Source organism: Streptacidiphilus sp. PAMC 29251, from assembly GCF_054208735.2.
In genome coordinates this window covers 7,464,731-7,485,777 of the sequence record NZ_CM135725.2, presented here as the reverse complement: position 1 = coordinate 7,485,777, position 21,047 = coordinate 7,464,731, and the positions used below count along the sequence as shown (strand labels likewise).

General features: G+C 72.7%; 17 protein-coding genes and 2 pseudogenes. 11 read left to right on the top strand and 8 right to left on the bottom strand.

Annotation, left to right across the window (positions count from 1 at the left end; translation table 11 throughout):
* Positions 1-65: 65 nt before the first annotated feature.
* Complete coding sequence (gene zapE, locus ACXKR8_RS35475) at positions 66-1,037, bottom strand: cell division protein ZapE (RefSeq protein WP_458275171.1); 972 nt, start codon at positions 1,035-1,037, stop codon at positions 66-68.
* 177 nt (positions 1,038-1,214) lie between these two features.
* Here zapE and ACXKR8_RS35470 point away from each other — a divergent pair, with 177 nt between their 5' ends.
* The 4 genes and pseudogenes from ACXKR8_RS35470 (at position 1,215) to msrB (ending at position 4,508) form a co-directional block, all read left to right on the top strand.
* Positions 1,215-1,982, top strand: coding sequence for a pyrimidine reductase family protein (locus ACXKR8_RS35470; RefSeq protein WP_458268647.1), 768 nt, complete (start codon positions 1,215-1,217; stop codon positions 1,980-1,982).
* 96 nt (positions 1,983-2,078) lie between these two features.
* Positions 2,079-2,547: pseudogene (locus tag ACXKR8_RS35465) on the top strand (indole-3-glycerol phosphate synthase).
* 161 nt (positions 2,548-2,708) lie between these two features.
* Entirely contained in the window at positions 2,709-4,082 is a 1,374-nt protein-coding gene (gene murC / locus ACXKR8_RS35460; RefSeq protein ID WP_458275170.1) for a UDP-N-acetylmuramate--L-alanine ligase, read from the top strand.
* 15 nt (positions 4,083-4,097) lie between these two features.
* The gene (gene msrB, locus ACXKR8_RS35455; RefSeq protein WP_458268645.1) at positions 4,098-4,508 is read left to right on the top strand and encodes a peptide-methionine (R)-S-oxide reductase MsrB; all 411 of its coding nucleotides are present in this window, start codon (positions 4,098-4,100) and stop codon (positions 4,506-4,508) included.
* Positions 4,509-4,584: 76 nt separating this feature from the next.
* Here the strand turns inward: msrB and ACXKR8_RS35450 are convergent, their stop codons facing one another.
* Both ACXKR8_RS35450 and ACXKR8_RS35445 read right to left on the bottom strand, forming a co-directional pair.
* The gene (locus tag ACXKR8_RS35450; protein WP_458268644.1) at positions 4,585-5,043 is read right to left on the bottom strand and encodes a hypothetical protein; all 459 of its coding nucleotides are present in this window, start codon (positions 5,041-5,043) and stop codon (positions 4,585-4,587) included.
* Positions 5,044-5,518: 475 nt separating this feature from the next.
* Complete coding sequence (locus ACXKR8_RS35445; protein ID WP_458268643.1) at positions 5,519-7,042, bottom strand: phytoene desaturase family protein; 1,524 nt, start codon at positions 7,040-7,042, stop codon at positions 5,519-5,521.
* Between the two features lie 217 nt (positions 7,043-7,259).
* On the opposite strand from ACXKR8_RS35445, the gene ACXKR8_RS35440 reads away from it, so the two are divergent.
* Positions 7,260-7,709, top strand: coding sequence for a hypothetical protein (locus ACXKR8_RS35440; RefSeq protein WP_458268642.1), 450 nt, complete (start codon positions 7,260-7,262; stop codon positions 7,707-7,709).
* Positions 7,710-7,722: 13 nt separating this feature from the next.
* Here the strand turns inward: ACXKR8_RS35440 and hemQ are convergent, their stop codons facing one another.
* Together hemQ and hemG are read right to left on the bottom strand one after the other, a co-directional pair.
* On the bottom strand, positions 7,723-8,442 hold the full coding sequence (hemQ, locus tag ACXKR8_RS35435; protein ID WP_458268641.1) for a hydrogen peroxide-dependent heme synthase: 720 nt from the start codon (positions 8,440-8,442) through the stop codon (positions 7,723-7,725).
* Positions 8,439-9,901: pseudogene (hemG, locus tag ACXKR8_RS35430) on the bottom strand (protoporphyrinogen oxidase). Before hemG ends, hemQ begins: the two are co-directional and overlap by 4 nt.
* 142 nt (positions 9,902-10,043) lie before the next feature.
* Between hemG and ACXKR8_RS35425 the strand changes: the two are divergent.
* Positions 10,044-11,171 carry a DUF4349 domain-containing protein gene (locus ACXKR8_RS35425; RefSeq protein ID WP_458268639.1) on the top strand — a complete coding sequence of 376 codons (1,128 nt, stop codon included), beginning with the start codon at positions 10,044-10,046 and terminating at the stop codon, positions 11,169-11,171.
* Positions 11,172-11,276: 105 nt separating this feature from the next.
* Here ACXKR8_RS35425 and hemE read toward each other — a convergent pair whose 3' ends face one another.
* On the bottom strand, positions 11,277-12,347 hold the full coding sequence (gene hemE, locus ACXKR8_RS35420) for a uroporphyrinogen decarboxylase (protein WP_458275169.1): 1,071 nt from the start codon (positions 12,345-12,347) through the stop codon (positions 11,277-11,279).
* Positions 12,348-12,461: 114 nt separating this feature from the next.
* On the opposite strand from hemE, the gene ACXKR8_RS35415 reads away from it, so the two are divergent.
* The 5 genes from ACXKR8_RS35415 (at position 12,462) to ACXKR8_RS35395 (ending at position 19,165) form a co-directional block, all read left to right on the top strand.
* Positions 12,462-13,115 (top strand): DUF3000 domain-containing protein, encoded by a 654-nt coding sequence (locus tag ACXKR8_RS35415; protein WP_458268638.1) that lies wholly within the window; start codon positions 12,462-12,464, stop codon positions 13,113-13,115.
* A 308-nt stretch (positions 13,116-13,423) separates the two neighbouring features.
* Positions 13,424-14,143 carry a LuxR C-terminal-related transcriptional regulator gene (locus ACXKR8_RS35410; RefSeq protein ID WP_458268637.1) on the top strand — a complete coding sequence of 240 codons (720 nt, stop codon included), beginning with the start codon at positions 13,424-13,426 and terminating at the stop codon, positions 14,141-14,143.
* A 120-nt stretch (positions 14,144-14,263) separates the two neighbouring features.
* Complete coding sequence (locus tag ACXKR8_RS35405; RefSeq protein WP_458268636.1) at positions 14,264-15,610, top strand: ribonuclease D; 1,347 nt, start codon at positions 14,264-14,266, stop codon at positions 15,608-15,610.
* A gap of 211 nt (positions 15,611-15,821) precedes the next feature.
* Complete coding sequence (locus ACXKR8_RS35400; RefSeq protein WP_458268635.1) at positions 15,822-17,039, top strand: thiolase family protein; 1,218 nt, start codon at positions 15,822-15,824, stop codon at positions 17,037-17,039.
* The gene (locus ACXKR8_RS35395) at positions 17,036-19,165 is read left to right on the top strand and encodes a 3-hydroxyacyl-CoA dehydrogenase NAD-binding domain-containing protein (protein ID WP_458268634.1); all 2,130 of its coding nucleotides are present in this window, start codon (positions 17,036-17,038) and stop codon (positions 19,163-19,165) included. Before ACXKR8_RS35400 ends, ACXKR8_RS35395 begins: the two co-directional genes overlap by 4 nt.
* Before the next feature lie 93 nt (positions 19,166-19,258).
* Here the strand turns inward: ACXKR8_RS35395 and ACXKR8_RS35390 are convergent, their stop codons facing one another.
* Complete coding sequence (locus tag ACXKR8_RS35390) at positions 19,259-20,113, bottom strand: class I SAM-dependent methyltransferase (RefSeq protein ID WP_458268633.1); 855 nt, start codon at positions 20,111-20,113, stop codon at positions 19,259-19,261.
* A 13-nt stretch (positions 20,114-20,126) separates the two neighbouring features.
* Positions 20,127-20,966: a DsbA family protein gene (locus ACXKR8_RS35385; protein WP_458268632.1), complete on the bottom strand. Its 840-nt coding sequence runs from the start codon at positions 20,964-20,966 to the stop codon at positions 20,127-20,129.
* Positions 20,967-21,047 lie beyond the last annotated feature (81 nt).

The following is a 21,047-nucleotide window of genomic DNA, read 5'->3' as shown; positions in this document are numbered from 1 at the left end:
GTTCCCGTCTCCGGGCCGCTGCCGGGCTTCGGCGGGGGCGCCGCCGGGCCTTGGCGGGCCTGGGGTCAGACCACCTTCGCGCTGTCGCGGGCCAGCGCGACCAGCCGGGACACCGCCCGCAGGTACTTCTTGCGGTAGCCGCCGTTCAGCATCTCCTCGCCGAATATCTGGTCGAACGGCAGTCCGGAGGCCACCACCGGCAGCTCCCGGTCGTACATCCGGTCCGCCAGCACCACCAGGCGCAGCGCGGTGCCCTGGTCCTGGACCGGGACCACCCCGGTCAGGCAGACCGCGCCGACCCCGTCCAGCAGCGCCCCGTACCGGCTGGGGTGGACCTCGGCGAGGTGCGCCAGCAGCTCCTCGAAGCCGTCCAGCGAGGCGCCGCCGCCGAGCCGCGCGGCCGCGGCCCCGACCTGGGCGTCCGAGTAGGGCGCCGGGGCCTCCGGCAGGCCGCGGTGGCGGTAGTCCTGGCCGTCGATCCGGACGCTGCGGAAGCGCGCGGACAGGCCCTGGATCTCGCGCAGGAAGTCGGCGGCGGCGAAGCGCCCCTCGCCGAGCTTGCCGGGCAGGGTGTTGGAGGTCGCGGCGAGCCTCACCCCGGCCTCGGCGAGGCGGGTGAGCAGGGTGGAGACCAGGACCGTGTCGCCCGGGTCGTCCAGTTCGAACTCGTCGATGCAGAGCAGTTGGTGCCCGGACAGCGCCGCGACCGCCTGCTGGAAGCCGAGCGCGCCGACCAGGTTGGTCAGCTCGACGAAGGTGCCGAACGCCTTGGGGCCGGGTGCGGCGTGCCAGAGCGAGGCCAGCAGGTGGGTCTTGCCGACGCCGTAGCCGCCGTCCAGGTAGACCCCCGCGGGGCCGGCCGGGGCCGGGGCGGGGCGTCCGAACCAGCGCTTCTTCGGCTCCGGCGCGCCCAGGGTCGCCGCGAACCCCTCCAGCACCCGGACCGCCTCGGCCTGGCTGGGCTGGGCCGGGTCCGGGTCGTAGGTGCTGAAGCGCGCGCCCTGGAACCGCGGCGGGGGCACCATCTCGGCGACCATCCGGTCGGCGGGCACCACCGGGCGGCGCGAGGTCAGCGCGACGGGCCGGCCGTCCGGCTGGGCGACGGGCTGGGTCTCGGAGACCGGTTGGGTCTCGGAGCGGACGGTGGGCAGGTCAGCGGCAGCAGGCACAGCTCCCAAGCGTACGGTCCGGCGCGGCGTGGAAGACTCCCGACTATGCGTCGACTGCTGCCCACGACACCCGATGTGACAGACCTCACCACGCTGGAGGGCCTGGCCGAGGCCTACGCCTACCCCGAGAGCGTCGACCAGGGGCGGCCCTGGCTGCGCGCCAACATGGTCGCCAGCCTGGACGGCGCCTCCCGTCTCGACGGACTGTCCGACGGGCTGTCCTCCGAGGCCGACAAGCGGATCTTCGGGGTGCTGCGCGCCCTCGCCGACGTGGTGCTGGTCGGCGCGCAGACCGTACGCGCCGAGGGCTACCGCCCGGCGAAGGCGAGGCCCGGGTTCGCGGCGGCGCGGGCCACGAAAGGCCAGGCCCCGGCGCCGGCCATCGCGGTGGTGACCGGCAGTCTGGACCTGGACCTCGGCTCCCCGCTGTTCACCGAGCCGCTGCTGCCGACGCTGGTGATCACCTGCGCGAGCGCCCCGGCCGACGCGCTGAAGGCGACCCGGCAGGTCGCCGACGTGGTGGTCGCCGGGGACGAGCGGGTGGATCCGGCGGCGATGGTCGCGGCGCTCACCGAGCGCGGCTGGACCAGGCTGCTGACCGAGGGCGGACCGCGGCTGCTGGGCCAGTTGGCGGCGGCGGGGGCCCTGGACGAGCTCTGCCTCGCGCTGGCGCCGCTGCTCGCCTTCGGCGACACCCCTAGGATCACCAACGGCCCCGCCGCACTGGCGGAGCGGATGGACCTCATCTCGCTGCTGGAGGAGAAAGGTTTCCTCTTCGCTCGCTACGCCCGTAGCGTGAACCCCGCCGGCTAACGGAAGCAGATCATCCGGGTAGCAGGTGTATTCCCTCGTCAGCGGGCAGGATGGACAACCAGTGTGCCGGGGGAACCGGAACGAGAAGGGACGCGCGTGTTCACGACCGTACTGTTGATCGAGAAGGCTCTCTCGGATGCCGACATCGAGCTCATCACCACGCTCCACGGCGATGAGCAGGTCGCCTTCCATGTCTTGATGCAGCCTCGGGGCAAGCAGGACGAGTTCCTGCGCGCGGTCGACGACGTGGCCTTCGGCTACCTGGACCGGGCCGCGCACGAGCGCGACGAACCGCAGGGCGAGGACGCGGTGAGCTCGGCCGCAGCGGGCCTCGACCACACCCCTGCAGGCGCTCCGGGCCGCCGGCGCGACCGCCGCCGGCCGGGTCGTCGACGAGAACCCGCTGGAGGACCTCAAGGCGCTGGTGGAGAACGTCGAGGCGGACGAGGTCATCGTGCTCGCCGCGCCGCACTGGATCGAAGGGCTGTTCCATCGCGACTGGGCCTCGCAGGCCAGGCACAAGGTCGGCGTGCCCGTGCTGCAGCTCTTCGCCCAGCAGGACTGAGCCGGGCGGCCGGTACTGGCAGAATCGTGGCAGACCGCCCCCCGCCCGCAACGCCCTGACCACCGGAGAGCACCAGTGACGTCCCCCACCCGAAGAGCGCGGCCCCGAGCGACCCGGCGAGCGCACCGGCGGGCAGCGCCGAACACGAATACCTTCGGGGTCTGGCCGCACCGCACTTCATCGGGATCGGCGGCGCGGGCATGTCCGGCCTCGCCAAGATCCTCGCGGTGCGCGGGGCCAAGGTCTCCGGCAGCGACGCCAAGGAGTCCACGGTGGTGCTCGCGCTCAAGCAGCTCGGCGCCGAGGTCTTCGTCGGCCACGCCGCCGAGCACGTCCCGGCCGGGGCGAGCTGCATCGTGGTCTCCAGCGCCATCCGCGCCGACAACCCGGAGCTGGTCGCGGCGCAGCAGCGGGGCCTGCCGGTGATCCACCGCGCCGACGCGCTGGCGGCGCTGATGAGCGGCCACCGCGGCCTGGCCGTCGCCGGGACCCATGGCAAGACCACCACCACCAGCATGCTCGCGGTCAGCCTCACCGCGCTGGGCCTGGACCCGTCCTTCGCCATCGGCGGCGACCTCAACGAGCCTGGCAGCAACGCCCATCACGGCAGCGGCGAGATCTTCGTGGCCGAGGCGGACGAGAGCGACCGCAGCTTCCAGAAGTACTCCCCCGAGGTCGCGATCGTCCTCAACGTGGAGCTGGACCACCACGCCAACTACGGCTCGCTGGAAGAGATCTACGAGTCCTTCGAGGCGTTCGTGGCCCGGATCGTGCCCGGCGGCACGCTGGTCCTGGACGTGGACCACGCGGGGGCCGCGGAGCTCGCCAGGCGGGTCGGTGGGCGGGACGGCCTGCGGTTCGTCAGGGTCGGCGAGTCCGAGGCCGCCGACCTGCGGATCCTCTCCATCGCCGCACGCGGGATGACCAGCGAGGTCCGGGTCCTGCACGAGGGCGCGGAGCTGGCCTTCACGGTCTCCGTGCCGGGACGCCACTACGCCCACAACGCCGTCGCCGCGCTCGCCGCGGGCATCGCCCTGGGCGTGCCCGCCGCCGAGCTGGCGTCCGCGCTCAGCAGCTACCAGGGCGTCCGGCGCCGGCTCCAGCTCAAGGGCGAGGCCCGCGGCGTCCAGGTGATCGACTCCTATGCGCACCACCCCACCGAGATCGCCGCCGACCTGGAGGCGATCAACGCGGCGTCGGGCGACGGCCGGGTGCTGGTGGTGTTCCAGCCGCACCTGTTCAGCCGCACCCAGCAGCTCGGCGCGGAGATGGGCGAGGCGCTGTCGCACGCGGACGCGGTCATCGTCCTGGACATCTACCCGGCCCGCGAGGATCCGGTGCCCGGGATCACCAGCGCCCTGGTCATCGACGCCGCCCGGGCCCACGGGGCGGACGCCACCCCGGCGCACTCACTGGCGGACGTCCCGGACCTGGTCGCGGGAATCGCCAAGGAGGGTGACCTTGTTCTCACCATGGGCGCCGGAGACGTCACCTTCCTCGGCCCCGAGATCCTTGCCCGTCTCGCCCTCGCCTGAAAGGCAGGCCACGCCATGTCGTCCTACGAGATCGAGAAGACCGACGCCGAGTGGCGCGCACAGCTCACCCCGGAGGAGTACGCCGTCCTGCGCAAGGCCGGCACCGAGCGCGCCGGCGTCGGTGAGTACACCGACACCAAGACCGAGGGCGTGTACTCCTGTCGCGCCTGCGGCAACGAGCTGTTCAGCTCCGAGACCAAGTTCGACAGCCACTGCGGCTGGCCGTCCTACTTCTCGCCGCTGGCCGAGGACCGGGTGCAGTACATCGAGGACAGCACGATGGGCATGCGCCGGGTGGAGGTCCGCTGCGCCAAGTGCGGCTCCCACCTCGGCCACGTCTTCGAGGGCGAGGGCTACGGCACCCCGACCGACCAGCGCTACTGCATCAACAGCATCTCGCTGAAGCTCCGCCCGGCGGAGAGCTAGACGGAGGGCTGGACAGCGACGGGCCTTCGGCGGCAGGAGCCGCCGAAGGCCCGCTGCGACTTCGTCGCACGATTCTTCAGGAAACCACGGGAATGGTGTCGGCGAAATAGGTGAGACCACCCTTGATCACCTGCACGCTGAGCTGGTACGAAGTCCCCTCGGGAAGATTTCCGGTCGCCCACGGGCTGTAATACGGAGAACTGTGCCCGCTGGTCGTGGCAAAGCGCTCGCCGACATTGAGCGTGGCTTCTATGCCGTATCCGTCGGCCAGCGCGTCGTACGCGCGAATGGCATCCCCGGGATATCCGTCCAGCGGGTTCTTGCTGAAGGTGACCTCGCCGGCCACGGTGGTTTCGTTGACATTGGTATAGACGATGATGTCGTAGAAGTTGCCGGAGACCAGCTCGGACGCCGCCCGGTAGTCGGCGGGATTGTAGGTCGTGGCACTCGCCGACGACACATTCGTCACCATGATGCCCGCGGTGGCCAGGACTGTGGATGCCATGAGTACAACCGTCTTCTTACCGATCGTCATCTCTGCAAGCCTCTCTTCGCCGCTGATCCTTGGGTGGAATGTATCCCAGGCGACGGGCCTCCACCAGGGATTCGGATCATCCTTCATAATCCTGTGCGATTCACGTGTGCCCATTCAGACATACAGCCACGCAAAGCCGAATCAAAAGGAGGATCGGCGCAAATTCAAATCGATCCGCTTCGAAAACGCGACGGTACGCGGGGGAAGCCGGGCGGAGTGCGGACTGACGGAGGGCCAGGACGGTGTCGCGGAAGCCCGGCGCGGGTGCCGCCGAGGTGGAGCGTCCCGGCCCTGCGCCAGTCGCGGGATTCTGCGAGCTGGCGTTCGAGGTCGATGCGAGTCCGATGTGGACCGCGGTGAGTTGGTGCATGGCTCAGGAGGTGCCGTCCAGCCCTTGCCAGGCTGGGATGACGACGATGAGCATTGGCATGTACCGTACCCGCAGCTATCAACCCGCGTAACGCGACGTCAGAATTCACAGCACCTGTGCCTCCGGCCGCCGCGCCGGCACGCGGGGGATGCGGATGCCGAGTTCGTCGCGCAGGGCCGTGCGGGCGGCGAGGTAGCCGGGCATGCCGTGGACGCCCGGGCCCGGCGGGGTGGCGGCGGAGCAGAGGTAGGTGCCGCGGAGCGGGGTGCGGTAGGGGTTCCAGCGGGGGGCCGGACGGAGTGCGGACTGACGCAGGGTCATCGCGCCCGCGCCGATGTCGCCGCCGGTGTAGTTGGGGTTGTACAGCTCCAACTGCGGGGCGGTGAGCGAGCGCCGGGCCAGGACGGTGTCGCGGAAGCCGGGGGCGTGCTCCTCGATCCTGGCGGTGATCGCCTCGGCGGCGTCCTCCGGACTGCCGTGCGGGACATGGGCGTAGGCCCACAGCGGGTACGCCCCTGGGCGCCCGCGGCCCGGGTCGGCGGCGACCGGGTCCATCACCAGGACGAAGGGGCGGTCGGACCGGACGCCCCTGGCGTTGCGGGTCTCCTGGGCGAAGATCTCGGCGCGGGTGCCGCCGAGGTGGAGCGTCCCGGCGCGGTGCAGCTCGGGGTGGGTCCAGGGGACCCGTTCGGAGAGCAGGAAGTCGGTCTTGGCGGCGCCGGGGCCGTAGCGCAGCGCGGCCAGGGCGCGGGCGTAGCGCGGGGGCAGGTCGGGTCCGGCGATCCGGAGGAACTCGCGCGGGCCGAGGTCGGCCAGGACGATCCGGGCGGGACGGACCTCGGCCAGGCGCTGGATCCGGACGCCGGTGTGGATCGTGCCGCCATGGGCCAGCAGGTCCTCGGCCAGGGCGCGGGCGATGCTCGCGCTGCCGCCCTCGGGCACCGGCCAGCCGCTGCTGTGGGCGAGGTGGCCGAGCAGCAGGGCGACGGCCGCGCCGGGCAGGCTCGGCAGCCGGCCGAAGACATGGGCGGCGACCCCGGCGAGCAGGGCCGGGGCCTGCTCGCCGCGGAACTGGAGCCGAGCCAGCGGAGTGCCGTGCCGCAGCACCCTGGGGGCGAGCAGCAGCGGGACGGCCGGGCCACGCGGCGGGTGGCGCAGATCGGAGAGCAGCAGCTCGACCAGCTCGCGGCTGTGCTCCAGCAGCGGCGACATCAGCCGGGTCCAGGCAGGGCCGTCCGGGCCGAGGCCGGCCGCGGTGGCCGCCAGGTCGCGCCAGGCGAGCGCCGCGCTGCCGCCCGCGAGCGGGTGGGCGTAGGAGAGTTCCGGGGTGAGCAGTCTGACGCCGTGTGAGGCCAGGTCGAAGGCGCGCATGAAGGGCGAGGCGGCGGCCATCGGATGACCGGCCGCGCAGATGTCGTGGACCACGTCCGGCTCGAACAGCGGTACCGAGCGCAGTCCGCCGCCGTAGCTGTCGGCCGCCTCGTACACGGTGACCCGGAGCCCGGCGCGGGCCAGGGTGACGGCTGCGGCCAGGCCGTTGGGGCCCGAACCGATGACGGCGGCTTCACTGTCGGCCCAAGCGCCGGCGCCGGCCGGGGCGGTGGCGCTGCTGCGCGGGGAACGGTGCACCGGGCCAGCAAAACACAGGTGCTTCTGCGGTGCCCGGAGCGACCCCGGGGGCGAATAGGACCCTTGGGGGCAAGTCGCACGGCGGACCCCGGCGAAGCTCAAATCTAGCTCTGAGAATCGCGGCCGCCTCTTCCCCGGTGTGGGAAGGCGAGCCATGCTCAGGGTCATGGAGCCGGGTGCGGGGGACCCGGCTCCTCTCGCTTTCTGGAGGTGCGTGATGAGCCTCGATCTGGAATTCGCCGAGTTCGCCGTGTCCGGCGCGGCGGTGGGACTGGCCGCGCTGAACCAGGTGTGGTGCGCCGCCAGAACGCGGCCCTGGCCGCAGGCCGCAGCGGCCCGGTACGCCGAGGCGCTGCGGCGCCGGCGGGGTGCGAACCGGCTGATGGCGTCGGCGCTGCTGCTGAATCTGCTGCTCGGCGGGATGGCGACGATCGACTGGGCCGACGACAGCATCCAGGGGACGCAGACCGGCCCGTACCCGCCGCTGCTGTGGCCGCTGGCGCTGTTCGGGGTCGGCGCGGTGGTGTCGCTCGCGGTGAACGCGAGCCATGCGGCGGCCCCGGCGGACGCGGAGCAGGACCCGGAGCAGGACGCGGGTGCCGCTGCTCCGGTACCGCATCAGCGTCGCCGGAGCAGCGACAGCCACGGGCAGCAGCACGCCGTCTGAGGCCCGAGCAGGGTCAGGCCAGGCCGGCCAGCAGGTCGGCGATCGGCTTGCGGCGCCCGGTGAAGAAGGGCACCTCCTCGCGGACGTGCAGCCGGGTCTCGGAGGCGCGCAGGTCGCGCATCAGGTCCACGATCCGGTAGAGCTCGTCGCCCTCGAACGCCAGCAGCCACTCGTAGTCGCCCAGCGCGAACGAGGCGACCGTGTTGGCCCGCACATCCGGGTAGCCGCGGGCCAGCATCCCGTGCTCCATCAGCAGGCGGCGGCGCTCGGCGTCCTCCAGCAGGTACCACTCGTAGGAGCGGACGAAGGGGTAGACGCAGATGTAGTCGCGCGGGGTCTCGTCGGCGAGGAACGCCGGGATGTGCGACTTGTTGAACTCGGCCGGGCGGTGCAGCGCCATGTTCGACCAGACCGGCTCCAGGGCGCGGCCGAGCCGGGTGCGGCGGAAGCGGTTGTACGCCTCCTGCAGGTCGTCGCTGTTCTCGGCGTGCCACCAGATCATCAGATCGGCGTCGGCGCGCAGCCCGGAGACGTCATAGGTGCCGCGGACGGTGACGTCCTTCTCGGCGAGCTGCGCGAACAGCTCCTCGACCTCGGCGGCGTGGACGCCGCGGTCGTCCGGAAGCACGTCCTTGAGCCGGAACACCGACCAGAGGGTGTACCGGATGACCTTGTTGAGGTCGCGTGCCTTCTTCACAGATGTGGTCTCGGTGCTCTCAGTGCTCTCGGTCATGCCGACATTCTCCCCTCCGCGGTGAGTGCTCCCTGCACCAGGTCCGCCGCCCTCCAGCCGCTCGCGACGCAGGCCGGGATCCCGACGCCCTGGTAGGCCGCCCCGCACAGGGCCAGGCCCGGCAGCTCGGCGGTCAGCTTCTCGATCCGGGCCACCCGGTCCAGGTGGCCCACCGGGTACTGCGGCAGCCCGGCGCGCCAGCGGGTGACCGTGCTCGCGTAGGGGACGGCGCCGAGGCCGGCCGCCGCGCGCAGGTCGCGGAGCGAGCGGGCGACCAGCTCGGCGTCGTCCAGGTCGAGGTCCTGCTCCTCGTGGTGCCGGCCGACCGAGGTGCGCAGCACGAAGCTGTCCGGGGCGGCTGCGGCGAGCCAGCCCCACTTGTTGCTGGAGAAGGTGGAGGCCTTGATGGCGCGGCCGTCCACCGGCGGCACCAGGAAGCCGCTGCCGTGCAGTTGCCCCAGCTCGGAGCGCCGGAAGGCGAGGGTGACCAGGGCCATCCCGGCGTACTCCACGGCGGCGAGCTCGGCGGCGGCGGCCGGGGCCTCGGCGGCGAGCAGCCGGGCGGCGACCGGGGCGGGCACGGCGAGCACCACCGCGTCGGCGGTCAGCTCGACCGAGTCGGCCGACCCGGCGGAGTCGATCCGGACGCTCCAGCCGCCGGGGGTCCGGCGCAGCGCGCGTACCTCGGTGCCGAGCCGCAGGTCGGCCCCGGCGGCGCGGCAGGCGTCGGCGACGGCGAGCGGCAGTCGTCCGATGCCGCCGTCGATGCCCTGGAACACGGGGGCCGGGTTGGCCGGGGCCGCGGCCTGGAGCGCGCGCACCCCTCGATCAGCGAGCCGCCGCGGCGGGCCAGCGGCAGCAGCTGCGGGACGGCGGCGCGCAGCGAGAGCTGGTCCGCGTGCCCGGCGTAGACCCCGCCGAGCAGCGGCTCGACCAGCCGTTCGACCACCTCGCGGCCGAGCCGCCGGCCGATGTAGGCGCCGACCGCCACGTCGTCACCCATGCCGTCTGAAGAAGAAGGGGTGGTGAGGTCCTCGGCGATCCTGGCCAGGCCCTCGGCCGAGACTACGCCGGAGGCGGCGAGGGCGTCCAGGTCGCCGGGGACGCCCATCAGGTGCCCGGTCGGCATCGGGCGCAGTTCGCCCCTGGTCCAGATCGAGGCCCTGGCGGTGGCCGGCGGCTGCAGGGCCTGGTCCAGGCCGACCGCGCGGGCCAGCGCCACCGCCTCCGGGCGGCGGGCGAGCATGGACTCCGCGCCCAGGTCGACCGGAATGCCTTCAAGCTCGCCGCTGCGGAGTTTGCCGCCGAAGCGGTCCCCGGCCTCCAGCAGGGTGACCGTCGCGCGGGGGGTGCTGCCGTCCGCGCCGCTGAGCCGGGCGGCGGCGGCGAGGCCGGCGATCCCGCCGCCGATGACGATCACCTGGGCGCGCGCGGGGGTGTCATGAGCGCTGCTGTGCATGCCTTTCACTCTCCCACAGCGCCGTTCCGACTCCTGATCGAGACCCTGATGTGACGCTGCGTCCGGAACCCGCTTCCGGGCCGGGGAGTCCAACCGGCAGAACGGCTCGCGAGGGGTGGGTCGCACGGTGGGAGGGGTCACGATGGGCGGTCCGACAGGTAGAGCGGGCGTACGGAAGCGGACGGGCGCGGCGGTGGCGGCCGTGGTGCTGGCGGGCGGGTTGGCCCTGGGCGGCTGCGGCGCCGCGGGCGAGAAGAGCGCCGGCTCCAGTGCCGCGCGCGGGCCGGCCGCCCCGCAGGCGGCCGACGGGGCGGCCAAGGGCGTCGCCGGTGCGGGTCAGGGGGCGGCGAGTGCCGACAGCGGGAGCAACCCCGGGAACAGTTCCGACGCCTCGGGCAAGGGCGGCAGCAAGGTGGTGCCGACCGCACCGGCCGGCCGGTCGATCATCTACACCGGCGAGATCCAGCTGCGGACCAGGGGCGCGAGCGGCGCGGACGGTGTGGACGCCGCCGTCGCCAGGGCCGAGCAGCTGGTGAGCTCGGCCGGTGGATTCATCGACTCCGAGGTGACCGGTAGCGACGGCGAGCTGCCGCAGCCGTACGCCGACCAGGGCACCGTCGCGGGCGGCACCGCGGACACCGGATCCGACTCCGTCCAGTCCCAGGCCCAGCCGCTGCCGCAACCGGCGGACGCCGAGGGCGAATCGGCGCAGCTGGTGCTGCGGATCCCGGTCGGCTCCTACGACGCGGTCTACCAGCAGCTGCTGAAGCTCGGCACGGTGCTGGCGCACCAGCGCCAGGCGCAGGACGTCACCCAGCAGGTGGTCGACATCACCAGCCGGGTGAAGACCCAGCAGGCCAGCGTCGCCCGGGTGCGGGACCTGATGAACCGGGCCAACAGCATCGCCGACGTGACCGCGCTCGAAGCGGATCTGACCCAGCGTGAGGCCGACCTCGAGTCGCTGGAGTCGCAGCTCTCCTCGCTGCAGTCGCAGACCTCGATGTCCACGGTCACGGTGCAGCTGTACTCGAAGGCGAGCCCGGCGCCGGTGGTCAAGGCCAAGCACGGCGGTGTGTCGGTGTTCGGCGCACTGAAGGGCGGCTGGCACGCCCTCTACGCGACGGTACGGGCGGTGCTGATCGCCCTGGCGGCGGCGCTGCCGTTCCTGCTGCCGCTGGCCGCCCTGGCCTGGCTGGCACGGCTGCTGCTCCGGCGGCGGACCGTGCCCACGAGCCGGCCCGCGCACGAGGAGCCGGACCTGGACGACTGACAGCGACGACACAAAGCTGACGACAGAGAAGAGGCGCCGCCGCCCGGACCAGCCGGGCGGCGGCGCCTCCACACGCGGGCGTCGGGTCAGACCGCGTGCGTCGGGTCAGACCGCGCTGCGCTCGTGCACATACGCGACCAGCTTGCTCAGCGCGTCCGGGTCGGTGCTCGGCAGCACCCCGTGGCCCAGGTTGAAGATGTGGCCGCGCCCGCTCGCCTTCGCCGCTTCCAGCACCTCGTCGGCCTTGACCCGGACCGCCGCCTCCGGGGCGAACAGCAGGGTCGGGTCCAGGTTGCCCTGCAGCGCCTTGCCGGGGGCGACCCGGCGGGCGGCCTCGTCCAGCGGGACCCGCCAGTCGACGCCGACCACGTCCGCGCCCGCGTCGCCCATCAGGCCGAGCAGTTCGCCGGTGCCGACGCCGAAGTGGATCCGGGGCACGCCGTAGCCGGCGACCGCGTCGAAGACCTTGGCGCTGGACGGCATCACATAGCGGCGGTAGTCGTTGGGGGCCAGCGCGCCGACCCAGGAGTCGAACAGCTGCACCGCCGAGACCCCGGCCTCGATCTGCACCTTGAGGAACCCGGCGGTGATGTCGGAGAGCAGGTCCAGCAGCTCCTGCCACAGCTCGGGGTCGCCGTACATCAGCGCCTTGGTGTTCTCGTGGTTCTTCGAGGGGCCGCCCTCGACCAGGTAGCTGGCCAGCGTGTACGGGGCCCCGGCGAAGCCGATCAGCGGGGTCGCGCCCAGTTCGGCCACCAGCAGGCCGATGGCCTCGGTGACATAGGAGACGTCGTCCGGCTCCAGCGCGCGCAGCTGGGCCAGCCCGGCCCGGTCGCGGATCGGGTTGGCCACCACCGGGCCGATGCCCGGCTTGATGTCCAGGTCCACGCCGATGGCCTTGAGCGGCACCATGATGTCGCTGAAGTAGATGGCCGCGTCCACCTGGTGCCGGCGCACCGGCTGCAGGGTGATCTCCTTCACCAGCTCCGGCATCATGCAGGAGTCCAGCATCGCGATGCCCTCGCGGATCTTGAGGTACTCGGGCAGCGAACGCCCGGCCTGGCGCATGAACCACACCGGGGTGTGCGGCACCGCCTCCCCCCGGCAGGCCCGCAGGAAGGCGGAGTCGTGGAGGGCTCCGTTCCGCGGGGCGATTCGGCTGTCGTTCTCGGTCACGGTGACACTCGCGCTCTCGCTCACGCTGCAAATCCTCGCATGCGGACAACCCCGCCCACGCCGCGCCCGTGGTGCCTCCGCCACCGGAAGGTGCCCGCGTCCTAGTCTTCCGACATGGCAGCCGTCAGCAGGGACCCAGTGAGCGAGGACGGAGCGCCCGGCGTTCCCCCGGCCTTCCGGGAGGCTGTCGAGGCGCTGCGCGGTGCCCGGCTGCGTCCGGAGATCGTGATCGGCGACACCCCGGCACCCCGGAAACTGGCCCCGTACGCCTTCGCGCTGACGGCGACCGTCGAGGTCGACGGCGAGGAGCTGGCGGACGGACGGCTGGTACTGCTGCACGAACCGGGCGGGCACGAGGCCTGGAACGGCGAGTTCCGGCTGGTCTCGCTGGGCCGCGCCGAGCTGGAACCGGAGATGGCCGACGACCCGCTGCTGGCCGAGGTCGGCTGGTCCTGGCTGATGGACGGCCTGGAGCAGCAGGGCGCGCGCTACACCGAGCCGAGCGGCACCGTCTCCCGTGCCTCCTCGCACTACTTCGGCGCCCTGTCGGAGCGCGGGACCTCGACCGAGATCGAGATCCGGGCCTCCTGGACCCCGCTGGCGGCCGACTCGGCCGGAGCGGGCGCGGGTTTCGCGGAGCATCTGCGGGCCTGGTGCGAGCTGCTCTGCCTGTGTGCCGGGCTGCCCCCGGCCCCGGGCGCGCCGGAGCCCGCGGCGGTGCGGTCCAGCAGCGTGGTGCCGATGCCCACCCGGCGGCGCCCGGTCTGACCTGCCTCGCGGTGACAACCCTCGGTGACGGCCGCCCTCATGGCCGGTGCGATCAACCGCTTACCCCACTTTTGGACATTTCGGTCAAGCGTTCGGCGTGTCGACCGCTTTTGATCACTTTAGGGTGACTTACGCTCAGTCCAGCTGGTCAAAATGCGCGTTGTGCCCGATTTGAGACTCACTCAATCGTGATCTTTCGCTAAAGCCGGGCACGTTTCATGCCGAAGCAGTCTGTGACCCTTTCCACACGAGGACCCCACCCCATCAGCACCCGTCCGGGTCCCCGCGCCATCCCCTCAGGAGGCCTGGTGTCTGTTCTTCTGGAGCACCCCGCAAACCTGGTCGCCTATCGTCCGACCAAGCCCACCGCGATGGTTGTCGTTGCAGACCCCCGGGTACGCAGCACCGTCACCCGCCAACTGTGGGCACTGGGCGTTCGCGACGTGATCGAGGCTTCCTCCCTCGCCGAGGCCCGTCCCCGGGTCGGCACCCCCCGCGACATCTGCGTGGCCGACGTCCACCTCCCGGACGGCTCCGGCCTCGCGATCCTGGCCGAGACCCGCGCCGCGGGCTGGCCGAACGGCCTGGCGCTCTCCGCGGCCGACGACATCGGCGCCGTCCGCAGCGCCCTGGCCAGCGGCGTCAAGGGCTATGTCGTCACCGGCACCCGGGTCAACACCGGTCTGCCGCAGCGTCCCGGCATGGCCGGCGCGCCGGGCATGAACGGCCGGCAGCTGCCCGGCCACCTGCGCCGTCCCGGTATGGCCGGCGCTCCGGGCACCGTGCCCGGCGCGGTTCCCGGCACCCCGGGCACTCCCCCGCCGCCCGCCTACCGCGAGCTGTCGGGACGTGAGGTCGAGGTGCTGCGACTGGTCGCCGAGGGCCAGTCCAACAAGGCCATCGGCGTCGCGATGGGCCTGTCCGCGCTGACCGTCAAGAGCCACCTCGCCCGGATCGCCCGCAAGCTGGGCACCGGCGACCGGGCCGGGATGGTCGCGGTCGCCCTGCGCACCGGAATCATCCACTAGTACGCCCTGCGCCCCACCTGTCCGAGGGAACGTTCCTCCTCCTCGGACCAGTGGGGCGCAGCCATGCTCACAGGCTCGCGCACGGGCGGTCGCGGGGGCGCACGGGCGTAGGCTTGGCGCGTGACCGACGCCCCAGAAACCAACACCGGCAGCCAAGAAGCCACCGCAGCTCTCGCCGCTCCTCCCTTCGCAGGTGGGACCCCTGGGACAGCTGATGCACAGGAGGCTGTCGGTCCGGTCCCGCTGCTGGAGCCCCGGGAGGGCATCCCCCCGGTCGTGGCGGACGCCGCGGCCCTCGCCGAGATCGTGGCCCGTTTCGCGGCCGGAACCGGCCCGGTCGCGATCGACGCCGAGCGCGCCTCCGGCTACCGCTACGGCCAGCGCGCCTACCTGGTGCAGCTGCGCCGCGAGGGCGCGGGCAGCACCCTGATCGACCCGGTCGGCTGCCCCGACCTCTCCTCGCTGGGCGCGGTGCTCGCCGACACCGAGTGGGTGCTGCACGCGGCCACCCAGGACCTGCCCTGCCTGGCCGAGCTGGGCATGCGGCCGACCTCGCTGTTCGACACCGAGCTGGCCGGGCGGATCGCCGGCTTCCCGCGGGTGGGCCTGGGCCCGATGGTCGAGGGCGTGCTGGGCTTCACCCTGGAGAAGGGCCACTCCGCCGTCGACTGGTCCACCCGCCCGCTGCCCGAGCCCTGGCTGCGCTACGCGGCGCTGGACGTCGAGGTGCTGGTGGACCTGCGGGACGCGCTGGAGCAGGAGCTGGCCGACCAGGGCAAGCTGGAGTGGGCCAAGGAGGAGTTCGCCGCGATCGTGGCCGCGGGCCCGCCGCCGCCCCGGGTCGACCCCTGGCGCCGCACCTCCGGGGTGCACAAGGTGCGCCGGCGGCGTCAGCTCGCCGCGATCAAGGAACTGTGGCAGACCAGGGACCGGGTGGCCCGCGAGCGGGACACCTCTCCCGGCCGGATCCTCTCCGACGCCGCGATCGTCGCCGCCGCCCTGGCCATGCCGGTGAACCTGCAGGCGCTGCAGGCCCTGCCGGGCTTCGGTCCGCGGGTGCACCGCCGGGCGCTGGAGCAGTGGTTCGCCGCGCTGGAGGTGGCCCGTGCCATCCCCGAAGCTCAACTGCCGCCCCCGTCCGCCCCGCACGAGGGCCCGCCGCCGCCCCGCTCCTGGGCCGAGAAGGACCCGCTGGCCGCGGCCCGGCTGTCGGCCGCCCGCGCCGCGGTCGGCACGCTGGCCGAGTCGTTGAACCTGCCGCAGGAGAACCTGCTCTCCCCCGACCTGGTGCGCCGGGTCTCCTGGACCCCGCCCGGCGACGGCGGCCCGGACGCGGTCGCCGCCGCGCTGCGCGGCCACGGCGCCCGCGGCTGGCAGGTGGAGCTGACCGCCCCGGTGCTCTCCCGCGCCTTCGCCGAGGCCCGTACCACCGCGGCGGTGAACCGCACGGCGGCACCGGGCAACTGATCCCGGCACGACTCCCGAGCGTGGTGTCCCAGGGTGACTCCGGCCACTCCTGGGGCCCTGGGCGGGTCCGGTATGGGCAACCTAGTTACTAGCGGGTAGCATCAGCTTCGGTGTCGCCGCCGACGCAGGTCGCCCGCGGCTGCCCGCACCGGTCCAGCTGGGCCGCCACGTCATTTGGGCCCCCACTTGGGGACTTGGGAGGAGAGCCACCGTGCCTCGTACCGCGAGGGACGTCGTCTTCGTCGACGGCGTCCGCACCCCGTTCGGCAAGGCCGGACCGAAGGGCATCTACGCGGAGACCCGCGCCGACGATCTGGTGATCAAGGCCATCCGCGAGCTGCTGCGCCGCAACCCGAGCCTGGACCCGGCCCGCGTGGACGAGGTGGCCATCGCCGCCACCACGCAGATCGGCGACCAGGGCCTGACCCTCGGCCGTACCGCCGCACTGCTCGCGGGCCTGCCCAAGTCGGTCCCCGGCTACTCCATCGACCGCATGTGCGCCGGCGCGATGACCGCCGCCACCTCGGTCGCCGGCGGAATCGCCTTCGGCGCCTACGACATCGCCATCGCCGGCGGCGTCGAGCACATGGGCCGCCACCCCATGGGCGAGGGCGTCGACCCCAACCCGCGCTTCCTGTCCGAGAAGGTCGTCGACGAGTCGGCGCTCTTCATGGGCATGACGGCGGAGAACCTGCACGACCGCTTCCCGCACCTCACCAAGGAGCGCTGCGACGCCTACGCCGTGCGCAGCCAGGAGAAGGCCGCGAAGGCGTACGCCAACAACCAGATCCAGCCCGACCTGGTGCCGGTCGCGGTGCGCCGCACCAACGAGGCGGCCGGGGAGACCGGCTGGGGCCTGGCCACGGTCGACGAGCCGATGCGCCCGGGCACCACGCTGGAGTCGCTGGCCGGTCTGAAGACCCCGTTCCGCCCGCACGGCCGGATCACCGCGGGCAACGCGGCCGGTCTGAACGACGGCGCGACGGCCTCGCTGCTCGCCGCCGAGGACGTGGCCCGCGAGCTGGGCCTGCCGGTCAAGATGCGCATGGTCTCCTACGCCTACGTCGGCGTCGAGCCCGAGGTGATGGGCATCGGCCCGGTCCCGGCGACCGAGAAGGCGCTGGCCAAGGCCGGTCTGACGATCGCCGACATCGGCGCGTTCGAGATCAACGAGGCCTTCGCCATCCAGGTGCTCTCGATGCTGGACCACTTCGGTCTGAAGGACGACGACGAGCGGGTCAACCCGTACGGCGGCGCGATCGCCTACGGCCACCCGCTGGCCTCCTCCGGTGTCCGGCTGATGACCCAGCTGGCGCGGCGCTTCGAGGAGCGCCCCGACGTCCGTTACGGCCTCACCTCCATGTGCATCGGTATGGGCATGGGCGCGACGGTCATCTGGGAGAACCCGAACTTCGAGGGGCAGAAGTGACCGACACCACCGCGCTGCTGAAGCGCGCGCACGAGCTGTTCCCGGACGAGGTCGTCACCAGCGCCCATGTCCGGCACCTGGACCTGCCGCTGGGCGCGGGCCGCTTCGCGCTGATCACGCTGGACAACGGCTTCGACCACACCAAGCCGACCACCTTCGGCCCCGGCTCGCTGGCCAAGCTGAGCGAGGCGCTGGACCAGGTCGAGGCCGAGGCCGCGGCGGGCTCCATCGCCGCCGTCGGCATCACCGGCAAGCCGTTCATCTTCGCGGTCGGCGCCGACCTCAAGGGCGTCGAGGTGCTCAAGGAGCACAGCGACGCGCTGGCCATCGGCAAGGGCGGCCACGACGTCTTCAAGCGGATCGCCGCGCTGACCGTCCCCACCTTCACCTTCTACAACGGTGCGGCGATGGGCGGCGGCGTCGAGATCGGGCTGCACTGCGACTACCGCACGGTCAGCACCGGCGTCCCGGCGTTCTCGCTGCCGGAGTGCTTCCTCGGCCTGGTCCCCGGCTGGGGCGGCTGCACCATCCTGCCGAACCTGATCGGCCCGGCCAAGGCGATCTCGGTGATCATCGAGAACTCGCTGAGCCAGAACCGCCAGCTCAAGGGCAAGCAGGTGTTCGACCTGGGCATCGCCGACGCGGTGTTCGCCCCGGCCGACTTCCTGGAGCAGTCGCTGCTCTGGGCCGCCACCGTGCTCAAGGGCGAGACCGTGGTCGAGCGCCCCGAGATCGACCGTGGCGAGGCCTGGGACGCCGCTGTGGCGCACGGGCGTGCCATTGCCGACTCCAAGGTGCACGGCGCCGCTCCGGCCCCGTACCGGGCGCTGGACATCATCGCCGCGGCCAAGGACGGCGACTACCAGGCGGGCTTCGACGCCGAGGACGCGGCGCTGGCCGACCTGATCATGGGCGGCGAGCTGCGCAGCGGCATCTACGCCTTCAACCTGGTGCAGAAGCGCGGCAAGCGCCCGTTCGGCGCGCCGGACAAGTCGCTGGCCCGTCCGGTGACCAAGGTCGGCGTGGTCGGCGCGGGCCTGATGGCCTCGCAGCTGGCGCTGCTGTTCGTGCGTCAGCTGAAGGTGCCGGTGGTGCTCACCGACATCGACCAGGCGCGGGTGGACAAGGGCGTGGGCTACGTCCACGAGGAGATCGACAAGCTGCTCGGCAAGGGCCGCATCAACCAGGACACCGCCAACCGCTTCAAGGGCCTGGTCACCGGTTCGCTGGACAAGGCCGCGGCGTTCGGCGACGCGGACTTCGTGATCGAGGCGGTGTTCGAGGAGCTGGGCGTCAAGCAGCAGGTGTTCGCGGACGTCGAGGCCGTGGTCTCGCCGACCTGCATCCTCGCCACCAACACCTCCTCGCTGTCGGTCACCGAGATGGCCGCCAAGCTGGAGCACCCGGAGCGGGTCGTCGGCTTCCACTTCTTCAACCCGGTGGCGGTGCTGCCGCTGCTGGAGATCGTCCGGGGCGAGCGCACCGACGACGCCTCGCTGGCCACCGCGTTCGGTGTGGCCAAGCAGCTGAAGAAGACCGGTGTGCTGGTCAAGGACGCCCCGGCGTTCGTGGTCAACCGGATCCTGACCCGCTTCATGGGCGAGATCCAGCAGGTCATCGACGAGGGCACGCCGATCGACGTGGTCGAGAAGGGCGTGGAGCCGCTGGGGCTGCCGATGTCGCCGATCGTGCTGATCGAGCTGGTCGGCCCGGCCATCGCGCTGCATGTGTCGGAGACGCTGCACGCGGCCTTCCCGGAGCGGTTCTCGGTGTCCGAGAACCTGGCCCGGGTGGTCAAGGCCGGCAAGCGCGGCTTCTACAGCTGGGCGACGGGTCAGCAGGAGATCGACCCCGAGGTCGCCGCGCTGCTGCAGGTCGGTGACACCGTGCTGACGCCCGAGCAGGTGCTGGACCGGGCGCTGACGGCGGTGGCGCAGGAGATCGCGCTGATGCTGGACGAGGGCGTGGTGGGCGAGGCGCAGGACATCGACCTGTGCCTGATCACCGGCGCGGGCTGGCCGTTCCACCTGGGCGGGATCACGCCCTACCTGGACCGCAGCGGGGTCTCCGAGCGGGTGAACGGCAAGCCGTTCCTGGCTCCTGGCGTCGCCAGCGTTCCGGCGTAGTTTTTCTGAGGGGCGCGGGGAACGGCGCGATCGACGGTGCACCTCGGTGCACGGCTGGTCGCGCCGTTCCCCGCGCCCCTTGCGTGTGCCTGGCTAGGGCCTGATGGCGTGGACCAGGCCGCCGGGGCCCTCGTGGTGGCTGGGCGGGGTGGTGACCGGGCGGCCGTAGGCGGCGGCGCGGTCGCGGAGGGTGTAGGTCTCGGCGTCCCAGCCGTGGCCGGCCAGCCAGCTGACCGGGTCGGCCGGCATCTCGGACTGCCACATCGACGCCGCCGTGCCCGCTCCCGCGTCCGCGGCGAAGCGCTTCAGCACGCCCGGGGAGCCCAGGGTGAGACCCAGCCGGCTGCCGGGAGCCGACTGCTCGCCGATCAGGCCCAGCAGCCGCTCCACGGCCTCCTCCGGCAGGTAGATCAGCAGGCCCTCGGCGATCCACACGGTGGGCCGCGTACGGTCGTGCCCGGCCCCGGCCAGCGCGCCCGGCCAGTCCTCGCGCAGGTCCACCGGCACGGTGATCCGCTCGCAGCGCGGGACGGCCCGCTCGCTGCGCAGCACCGAGGCCTTGAAGCCCAGCGGTTCGGCGGTGTCGACCTCGAACAGCCGGGTGCCCTCGGGCCAGTCCATCCGGAAGGCCCGGCTGTCCATGCCGGCGCCGAGCAGGACGACCTGCCGGACGCCGGCCCCGGCGGCCGCGTCCAGCAGGTCGTCCAGGAACTTCGTCCTGATGGTGATCGAGAAGGCCACCCCGAGCCAGCGCCGCCGGGCGGCCTCGTCCCCGCGCTGCGGCAGGGGCGACTCGGGCCCGAGCCCGCCCGCGGTGGCGAAGGCCAGCGCCAGCGGATCCCGGAACAGCGGGTGCTCCCGCGCGGTCTCCAGCGCCCGGACCCGGGCCACGCCGACCGCTGTGGCCCACACCCCGGACGGTTGCGGCCGTCCCTGCGGCTCAGTCATCCCGGCCGCCCGGTCAGCTCGCGGACGGGGACGGGGTGGCGGACGCGGACGGGAGGGGGGCGGTCCTGGCCGCGGCGATCACCAGCGAGAGCAGCTTGTCCGGGGCGGTCTGCACCGAGCCGCCGACCAGGGTCTGCGCCGCGTCCTCGCCGCTGCCGTTGTCACTGCCGCTGACCTGCATCGTCAGCACCGGGACGCGGCCCAGGCCGGCCGCGTCGAAGTCGCTGGTCGAGTCCCTGACCCAGACATTGTGCGAGCCGCTGTCGACGCAGTTGCGGAACACGTCCGTGTCCAGCTTCTTGACCTGCTTGGCCAGGGCGATCAGCTGCGACTTGTCGGCGAAGGCGTCGGTGTCCCCGGTGGGCTGGTTCGCCAGCAGCACGGTGCGGTAGGCGCTGAAGTGCCCGGCGTCCTGGGCGCAGCCCAGCGCGTTGGCGGCGTTGAGCGAGCCGGTGCCGCCCTTGGCGGCGTCCACGTCGGCCACCTCGCGGTACAGCACCTTGACGGTGCCGGAGGCGAGCAGCTGGGACAGCACGCCCTGGTAGGTCTGCTCGAAGGCGGCCGTGGCCGGGTCGCGCATGTCCTCGTACACGGTCAGGGTGACCGGGGTGTGGCCGGTGACCGGCACCGCGAGCTGGCTCGGTCCGGCGCCCGAGGTCGGCGGGGTCAGCTTGCTGTGGGCGTGGTCCCTGACCACCGCGCCGACCGCGCCGGCCGCGGCGAAGACCACGGCCACCATCGCCGCGGCGCCGATCCAGCGCCGGGAGGAGGAGGCCCGAGCGGGTGCCTTCACGGCGGCGTCGTCCGCCCCTGGGGCGGCGTTCTTGGTCTTCTTGCCGACGGAGCGCTTCACTCGTGTTCTCCTCAGGAATCCTGCAGCTGTGCCCGCGACAGAATGCCACGTTCCAGCAAGAGCTGCGGACCCGGGGCTCTT

Bases quoted from the DNA above. Each gene is read 5' to 3' on its own strand.
- zapE (WP_458275171.1), bottom strand. From the start codon at position 1,037: ATGGTCGCCGAGATGGTGCCCCCGCCGCGGTTCCAGGGCGCGCGCTTC.
- ACXKR8_RS35470 (WP_458268647.1), top strand. From the start codon at position 1,215: ATGCGTCGACTGCTGCCCACGACACCCGATGTGACAGACCTCACCACG.
- msrB (WP_458268645.1), top strand. From the start codon at position 4,098: ATGTCGTCCTACGAGATCGAGAAGACCGACGCCGAGTGGCGCGCACAG.
- ACXKR8_RS35450 (WP_458268644.1), bottom strand. From the start codon at position 5,043: ATGACGATCGGTAAGAAGACGGTTGTACTCATGGCATCCACAGTCCTG.
- ACXKR8_RS35440 (WP_458268642.1), top strand. From the start codon at position 7,260: ATGAGCCTCGATCTGGAATTCGCCGAGTTCGCCGTGTCCGGCGCGGCG.
- hemQ (WP_458268641.1), bottom strand. From the start codon at position 8,442: ATGACCGAGAGCACTGAGAGCACCGAGACCACATCTGTGAAGAAGGCA.
- ACXKR8_RS35425 (WP_458268639.1), top strand. From the start codon at position 10,044: ATGGGCGGTCCGACAGGTAGAGCGGGCGTACGGAAGCGGACGGGCGCG.
- ACXKR8_RS35415 (WP_458268638.1), top strand. From the start codon at position 12,462: ATGGCAGCCGTCAGCAGGGACCCAGTGAGCGAGGACGGAGCGCCCGGC.
- ACXKR8_RS35390 (WP_458268633.1), bottom strand. From the start codon at position 20,113: ATGACTGAGCCGCAGGGACGGCCGCAACCGTCCGGGGTGTGGGCCACA.